7 protein-coding genes and 1 riboswitch are annotated in these 6,769 nt (G+C 60.5%); of the genes, 2 read left to right on the top strand and 5 right to left on the bottom strand.

Annotated features, from left to right (window positions below; translation table 11 throughout):
- The 5 genes from gcvPA to Q0072_RS01965 all read right to left on the bottom strand — a co-directional run.
- On the bottom strand, nt 1-1,310 hold a 1,310-nt coding region (gene gcvPA, locus Q0072_RS01985; RefSeq protein ID WP_298324958.1), incomplete at its 3' end, for an aminomethyl-transferring glycine dehydrogenase subunit GcvPA.
- Between the two features lie 167 nt (nt 1,311-1,477).
- The gene (gene gcvH, locus Q0072_RS01980) at nt 1,478-1,846 is read right to left on the bottom strand and encodes a glycine cleavage system protein GcvH (RefSeq protein ID WP_126420758.1); all 369 of its coding nucleotides are present in this window, start codon (nt 1,844-1,846) and stop codon (nt 1,478-1,480) included.
- 12 nt (nt 1,847-1,858) lie between these two features.
- On the bottom strand, nt 1,859-2,971 hold the full coding sequence (gene gcvT / locus Q0072_RS01975) for a glycine cleavage system aminomethyltransferase GcvT (protein WP_298324949.1): 1,113 nt from the start codon (nt 2,969-2,971) through the stop codon (nt 1,859-1,861).
- 152 nt (nt 2,972-3,123) lie between these two features.
- Nucleotides 3,124-3,213: riboswitch (glycine riboswitch) on the bottom strand.
- 65 nt (nt 3,214-3,278) lie between these two features.
- Complete coding sequence (locus Q0072_RS01970; protein WP_298324946.1) at nt 3,279-4,043, bottom strand: NYN domain-containing protein; 765 nt, start codon at nt 4,041-4,043, stop codon at nt 3,279-3,281.
- A gap of 111 nt (nt 4,044-4,154) precedes the next feature.
- Nucleotides 4,155-4,820, bottom strand: a complete 666-nt coding sequence (locus Q0072_RS01965) for a Tat pathway signal sequence domain protein (RefSeq protein ID WP_298324944.1) — start codon at nt 4,818-4,820, stop codon at nt 4,155-4,157.
- Nucleotides 4,821-4,999: 179 nt separating this feature from the next.
- Between Q0072_RS01965 and ispH the strand changes: the two genes are divergently transcribed.
- Entirely contained in the window at nt 5,000-5,950 is a 951-nt protein-coding gene (gene ispH / locus Q0072_RS01960) for a 4-hydroxy-3-methylbut-2-enyl diphosphate reductase (RefSeq protein WP_298324942.1), read from the top strand.
- Between the two features lies 1 nt (nt 5,951).
- Nucleotides 5,952-6,395, top strand: coding sequence for a ribonuclease HI (rnhA, locus tag Q0072_RS01955; RefSeq protein ID WP_298324940.1), 444 nt, complete (start codon nt 5,952-5,954; stop codon nt 6,393-6,395).
- Nucleotides 6,396-6,769: the final 374 nt, after the last annotated feature.

The following is a 6,769-nucleotide window of genomic DNA, read 5'->3' as shown; positions in this document are numbered from 1 at the left end:
GCCGCGATGACGCGCGCCAGCACGGCCGGGGTGACGCTTTCATCCAGCGACACGCCGATATGGGCGTCATCGACGCGGCGGAAGTTGATGCCGTCGGCCACCGCACGCGCGTGGATGGCCGCGGTGTCGGCACCGGTCTTCACGGTGATGGTGTCGAAGGCGGCTTTGGTCACAACCTCGAAGCCCAGACCGCGCAGGTGCGCCGCAAGGGCATTGGTCTTGTCATGGATGGCTGAGGCGATGGCCTTCAGACCTTCCGGACCATGATAGACGGCGTACATGGAGGCGATGACCGCCAACAGCACCTGAGCGGTACAGATGTTGGAGGTCGCTTTCTCACGGCGGATATGCTGTTCGCGCGTTTGCAAGGCGAGACGATAGGCTGGCTCACCGCGACTATCGACCGAGACACCGATCAGGCGGCCCGGCATGGAGCGTTTCAGCGCGTCCTTGACGGCCATATAGGCGGCGTGCGGGCCACCATAGCCCATCGGGACGCCGTAACGCTGCATGGAGCCGATGGCGATGTCGGCGCCCAGTTCGCCCGGCGAGGTCAGCAGCGTCAGCGCCAGCGGATCGGCGGCCATCGACACGACGGCGCCGTTGGTCTTGGCAGACGCGATCACCTGACGGAAATCGCGCACCTCACCCGACGAACCCGGATATTGCAGCAGGATGCCGAAGACCTCAGCGTCGATGTCGGTTTCCGGATTGCCGACGACGATCTCCCAGCCCAGCGGTTCGGCGCGGGTGCGGATGACGGCGAGGGTTTGCGGGTGACAGTCGGCATCGACGAAGAAGCGGTCGGCCTTGACCTTCGACGAACGACGGGCCAGCGCCATGGCCTCGGCGGCGGCGGTCGCCTCATCAAGCAGCGAAGCATTGGCCACATCAAGCCCGGTCAGATCGCACAGCAGGGTTTGGAAGTTCAGCAGCGCTTCAAGGCGGCCCTGACTGATTTCCGGCTGATAGGGCGTATAGGCCGTATACCAGGCGGGGTTTTCCAGAATATTGCGCTGAATGACGCCCGGCAGCAGCGTGCCGTAATAGCCCTGCCCGATCAGCGACACGAACGGCTTGTTTTCCGCCGCAATGTCCCGCAGATGCGCCAGCACCGCCTCTTCGTCCATCGCCTCGCCCACGCCCATGGGGGAACGTTCGCGGATGGCCACGGGGATGGTCTGGTCGATCAGGGCGTCAATATCGGACACCCCCAGCGCCGCCAGCATGGCGGAGATTTCGGCTTCGGACGGACCGATGTGACGACGGACAAAGGCGCCCTGTTCGACGGGCTGATTGGACTTGGACATGACTAATCCTTACATCCTCCCCTGCAAAGCGGGGGAGGTGGCGGGCTTGTCCCGCCAGAGGGGGCAATAAAAGCAGGTTGCGGGGTTGTATTCGAGACCCCCACCACCGCATCTCGCGCTTCGCGCCTCGTGCGGTCCCCCTCCCCAGCAAGCTGGGGAGGTATGATTTAGAGAGTCGCCAGATAGGCTTCGTAGGCTTCCCGATCCATCAGCGCGTCGAGCTGCGACGGATTGGTCAGCTTGATTTTCGCAAACCAGCCACCGGCTTCCGGCACGGCATTGACGGTTTCCGGCGCATTGCCCAGCTCGCCATTGCCTTCGATGACTTCGCCATCGACCGGTGCATAGACGTCAGAGGCGGCCTTGACCGACTCGACCACGGCGAAGGCGTCGCCCTTGGTCAGGGTTTTGCCCGCTTCCGGGACTTCGACGAAGACCACATCGCCCAGCGCGTCGGCAGCATAGGCCGTGATGCCGACGAAGGCCGTGCCGTCGCCCTGATCCTTGACCCACTCGTGTTCCTTGGTGAATTTCATGATGACGACCTCTTAAGCCTTGGGTTTGCGGTGATAGGAATTGGGGACGAACGGGATGGTGACGACTTCGCAGGCATAGGGCTTGCCGCGCACCTCCAGCTTCAGTTGCGTGCCGGGGGCCGATTGCGTGGCGGGCACATAGCCCATAGCGATCGAATAGCCGAGCGTCGGCGACGGCACGCCGGAGGTGACAATGCCAATGGCTTCGCCCTCAGCGTTGAGGATTTTGGCCCCGTCGCGGGCGGGGGGGCCTTCCAGCACACGCAGCGCGACGCGGGTGCGTTGCGGGTTTTCACGCTCCGCACGGATGCGCTCGATGCCGCGAATGTCGCCGCGCTCCAGACGCGACTTCGACATACCGAAGCTCAGGCCCGACTCGACCACGCCGTAGGTTTCGTCCATTTCGTGCCCATAGAGCGGCATCCCGGCTTCGAGGCGCAGCGAATCGCGCGCCCCCAGACCGATCGGCTTCACCTGCGGGAAGGTCAGCAGCAGGTCCCACAGCTCGGCGGCGCGGGCGGCAGGGAAGCTGATTTCAAAACCGTCTTCGCCCGTATAGCCCGACCGCGACACAAAGGCCGTTTCCCCCAGAATTTCAAACGTGCCGCAATCCATGAAGTACATTTCACAGGCGGCGGGGCAGACCTGCGCCATCACCTCACGGGCGCGCGGTCCTTGCAAGGCCAGAAGCGCGCGGTCGGCCAGGATGTCAAACGTCGTATCGCCCTTCAGGCTGTCCGCGATAATCGCGAAGTCCTGATCCTTACAGGCGGCATTGACCACCAGAAAGAAGCCATCCTCTTCCGGACGCGACACCATCCAGTCGTCGAGAATGCCGCCCGCTTCGTTGAGCAGCAGTGAATATTTCTGCTTGCCGGGCTTCAGCGCCGCAAAATCGGTCGGCGTCAGGGCTTCGAGGGTGTGGACCGCATCCGCACCGCTCAGGCGCGCCTGCCCCATGTGTGACACATCGAACAGACCGGCTTCGGCGCGGGTCCATTTGTGTTCGGCCATCACGCCTTCGTACTGAACGGGCATGTTGTAACCGGCGAACGGCACCATGCGCCCACCCAGCGCGACGTGACGGTCCTCAAGCGGAGTGGATTTCAGAGCGACATCGGTCATACGCGGCCTCAGGGTTGCAAACGTGCGGAATCGCAGAGCTTTTCACTAAAAAAGTCTGCCCCCGCTGTCCCTGTGACCTGAGAGATTTAGACCCGGTTTACGGGCCGTTGCTCCGTCGGTAGGCGCATCATGGCGCCATTTTCCAGCGTGTAAAACGATCCACGGTCCTTTGGCCTGAGCGTTTCCGGGGCGGTTGCGCCTTCGGCGGCATGACGAGTCATGCACTCTCCCGTGGGTCATCCCGCTTGTGCGTGAGGCAGACCAAAGAGTCAATAGTCCCGCCTCCGTTTGCCGATTACAAAGGGGATTAGCCGTTATTGACCACGACCTTCAAATGGCCCTTTTCGCGCAGTTCCGGCGGGTCATAGGCTTCGGGGCGTTCAATCGTTGATGGCGCCCCCAGTAAACGCGTCCGGTATTTGGTCATCTGCGGCAGCAGCGACGCCTCAAGGTGCTCGCGCTCAATTTCCACCACGCGGTCGGCAAATTTGAGGATGTGCTTGTTGGGATAACGTCCCGGCGGGCAGACCAGCACCAGTTCCTTCTTCGGGAAGCGTTCCTTAAGATAACGCGCCGTCGCCGCGTGGTCGCCATCGGCGGAGACCAGATAGCAGACATCAAACAGATTATCTTCGGCGTCCGAGGCAATCGACAGGGCCAGATTGACATCGCCTTGCTTTTCAATGGCCAGATGCCACTGATGCCCGCAGGCATTGCACCCGTCGATGGCCGACACGAAATGACCTATACGGCACAGGACGCCGCGGGCCTGAAGCGCCCGCATATAGTCTTCGTGGCGCTTCATTTTCGACTTGTTTTGCGGGCGGAAGGCCGAGCACCATACGACACGCTTGACCACTTCGTCAGACGGACTGATCGCCTGCGCCAGCGCCTTGAGATCCAGCCATTTCAGATAGGGCCGCTTATAGGCATCCACCGCGTGATAGAGGTTGAAGCCATCGTAATAGACAGCGGCGCGCTTACGGAAAAAGGGTAGCCTGAAACCGCCCCCTTGACCGCGTCCCGTTACCGGTGCCGTGCCATGCTTTTTGGCTTTATCTGGCTGCGACATGGACCCCGAAACGACGCAAGCGTTAACCCTCTGCTAACACTAAAGCGCATGTTTCGACGTTTGTCAGTATCTTTCGGGTGACAGTTTTATTTTCACCCACCCGGAGAAATTTTACGGCTTGACCTTGGCGAAGCGGAAACGCTTACCCTGACGGTTGAAGTCCACCATTTGCGGCGTCACATCAAAACCAACCAGAACCTCGAAATTGGAACCGGCCACGGTCGAACCGGCGCGCGGAATAACGATATTTTCAACGCGCGTGGCCACATCAACCGTCTGCTGACCATTGAAACGTACCGGCAGGTCAAAATATTCCTTGGCCAATACCGCCTTATCGCGGTCGGTCACCGCTACCCAGTAGCGATAGGTGTTGGTATCGGCCGGGGCCTTCGGGCCCTTGCCCAGCGAGAAGCCGATGATCATGGCGATTTCAATCGGTTCATCGCCCTTATAGGCACAGTCAGACGCCACACCATTGATCTGACCGGTCCAGGTGGCGTCAGACGAGGCTTCCTTGTTTTCTGCAAATTCGTGATAGCGGGCAGCTTCGTAAAGCACCTTCACATACGGGCACGGCCCATCGGCGCGACGCTTGGCCAGACGCAGGTCCTTCTGTTCCCACTCTTCTTCCTTCTTGGCGCGCTTTGACGCGTCATCTTCCGACTGATCGCGGTCACGGTCGCGATTCTGGGCCGAGGCAAGATCGGGCAGAATCGCCGCCGAAGCGACACCGGCCAGCGACAGACCAATCAGAAGCGCACGCAATTTGGAAGACATTCAGGTCTCTTGAGCTTGAAAAGGCGAAAGGGCGCCGCGAAGCGCCCCCACTTAGTAGCGTCTCGCCTGCGAATTTCAAAGAGCTAAAGAGGGATGTGGGCGACTTCATGGCGAAGCGGTGTTGTGTATGATGCACAAACTCTATGGCGCACCGCCAAGAAAGCGCTTATCTAAGCCCCATGCCTGATGCCCTTATCCTCAAACTGGCGACCCCGCGCGGTTTCTGCGCCGGAGTCGATCGCGCCATTCAGATCGTTGAACGCGCCCTCGAACTTTACGGCGCGCCGGTCTATGTGCGCCATGAGATCGTCCACAACAAACACGTGGTGGATCGTCTGAAAGGGTTAGGCGCGGTGTTCGTCAAGGAACTGGATCAGTGTCCGCCGGACCGCCCGGTGGTCTTTTCGGCGCACGGCGTGCCGAAATCGGTCCCGGCCGAAGCGCAATCGCGTCAGATGTTCTTTCTTGATGCCACCTGCCCGCTGGTGTCAAAGGTGCACGTGGAGGCCGAGCGTCATCACGAGGCCGGGCGTGAAATCCTGCTGATCGGCCACGCCGGCCACCCCGAAGTCATCGGCACCATGGGCCAGTTGCCCGAAGGCGTGGTCAAGCTGATCGAAACAGTCGATGATGCGCGCCGTTTTCAGCCCCTTGACCCAAAAAACCTCGCCTTCGTCACCCAGACCACCCTGTCGGTCGATGACACGTCCGATATTGTCGCTGAGCTGAAGGCGCGCTTCCCGGACATCTCCCTGCCGCATAAGGAAGACATCTGCTACGCCACCACCAACCGCCAGGAGGCGGTCAAGCGCGTGGCCGAAAATTGCGACCTCTTCCTCGTTATCGGCTCCAAAAAATCCTCCAATTCGCAGCGTCTGGTCGAGGTCGCCCTGCGCGCCGGGGCCCGTAGCGCGTATCTGATCGACGATGCATCAGAGGTGGACTGGGGCTGGCTCGACGGCGCGAAAACGGTGGGCGTCTCCGCCGGGGCTTCGGCGCCGGAAAACCTGATCGAAGACCTGATCAAGGCCATTCACGATCGTTTTGACGTGTCGATGAGCGAAGACAATGGCGTGCGCGAAACCGTGACCTTCAAGCTGCCGCGCGTCCTGACCGAAGCGTCCGCCTGAGATGAAGAAGGTCACCATCTACACCGACGGGGCCTGTAAGGGTAATCCCGGCAAGGGCGGCTGGGGTGCCATCCTCACCTTTGGGCCGCATGAAAAGGAACTCTACGGCTACGAAGCCGAGACGACCAATAACCGTATGGAACTGATGGCCGTCATCATGGCGCTGGAGGCGCTGAAAGAGCCGTGCGAAATTGATCTGCACGCCGACAGCCAGTACGTGCTCAAGGGCATCAAGGAATGGATTCACGGCTGGAAGGCGCGCGGGTGGAAGACCGCCGACAAGAAGCCGGTAAAGAATGACGACCTGTGGATGCGCCTCGATGCCGCCCGTCAGCGCCACAAGATTCACTGGCACTGGGTCAAGGGCCACGCCGGGCACGAGATGAACGAGCGCGCCGACGGGCTGGCCAACAAGGCGATTATGGAAGCGGCGGCTTCGTTTTAAAGACATTATGGGGCCACAGGCCCCACACCCTGTAACGGAAGTCCACTGTACTCTCAGAGTCTGATATTGAACCTGTCCAATGGCCCCAAAGTGATGGGGTGCGGGACCTGCGGCCCCGCGTCTTTTCCCCTAGATCATTATGATTTCTGGTAGAAACATAATGATCTAGATTTTGTTTCGCCCCTCGCCGGGCGGTGGCTGCGCCACCTTGGCCGCCGCCTCAATGGCGGCTTGAGCGGAACGATTCCATTTGAAATCATTCCGCTCTAATCGAAATCGAAAATATCCAGCATATCGAAGCCCTTTTTCTTCTTGCGATGGCCGTACTTGTCGTACTCGGTCTTGCGGCCGTATTTGTCGTATTCGACAGGCCG

It is taken from the genome of Asticcacaulis sp. (assembly GCF_027484505.1).
GTDB lineage: Bacteria > Pseudomonadota > Alphaproteobacteria > Caulobacterales > Caulobacteraceae > Asticcacaulis.
The sequence above is the reverse complement of the archived record's forward strand: the minus strand, read 5'-3'. Positions and strand labels throughout refer to the sequence as shown.

Bases quoted from the DNA above. Each gene is read 5' to 3' on its own strand.
- gcvH (WP_126420758.1), bottom strand. From the start codon at position 1,846: ATGAAATTCACCAAGGAACACGAGTGGGTCAAGGATCAGGGCGACGGC.
- gcvT (WP_298324949.1), bottom strand. From the start codon at position 2,971: ATGACCGATGTCGCTCTGAAATCCACTCCGCTTGAGGACCGTCACGTC.
- Q0072_RS01970 (WP_298324946.1), bottom strand. From the start codon at position 4,043: ATGTCGCAGCCAGATAAAGCCAAAAAGCATGGCACGGCACCGGTAACG.
- Q0072_RS01965 (WP_298324944.1), bottom strand. From the start codon at position 4,820: ATGTCTTCCAAATTGCGTGCGCTTCTGATTGGTCTGTCGCTGGCCGGT.
- rnhA (WP_298324940.1), top strand. From the start codon at position 5,952: ATGAAGAAGGTCACCATCTACACCGACGGGGCCTGTAAGGGTAATCCC.
- ispH (WP_298324942.1), top strand. From the start codon at position 5,000: ATGCCTGATGCCCTTATCCTCAAACTGGCGACCCCGCGCGGTTTCTGC.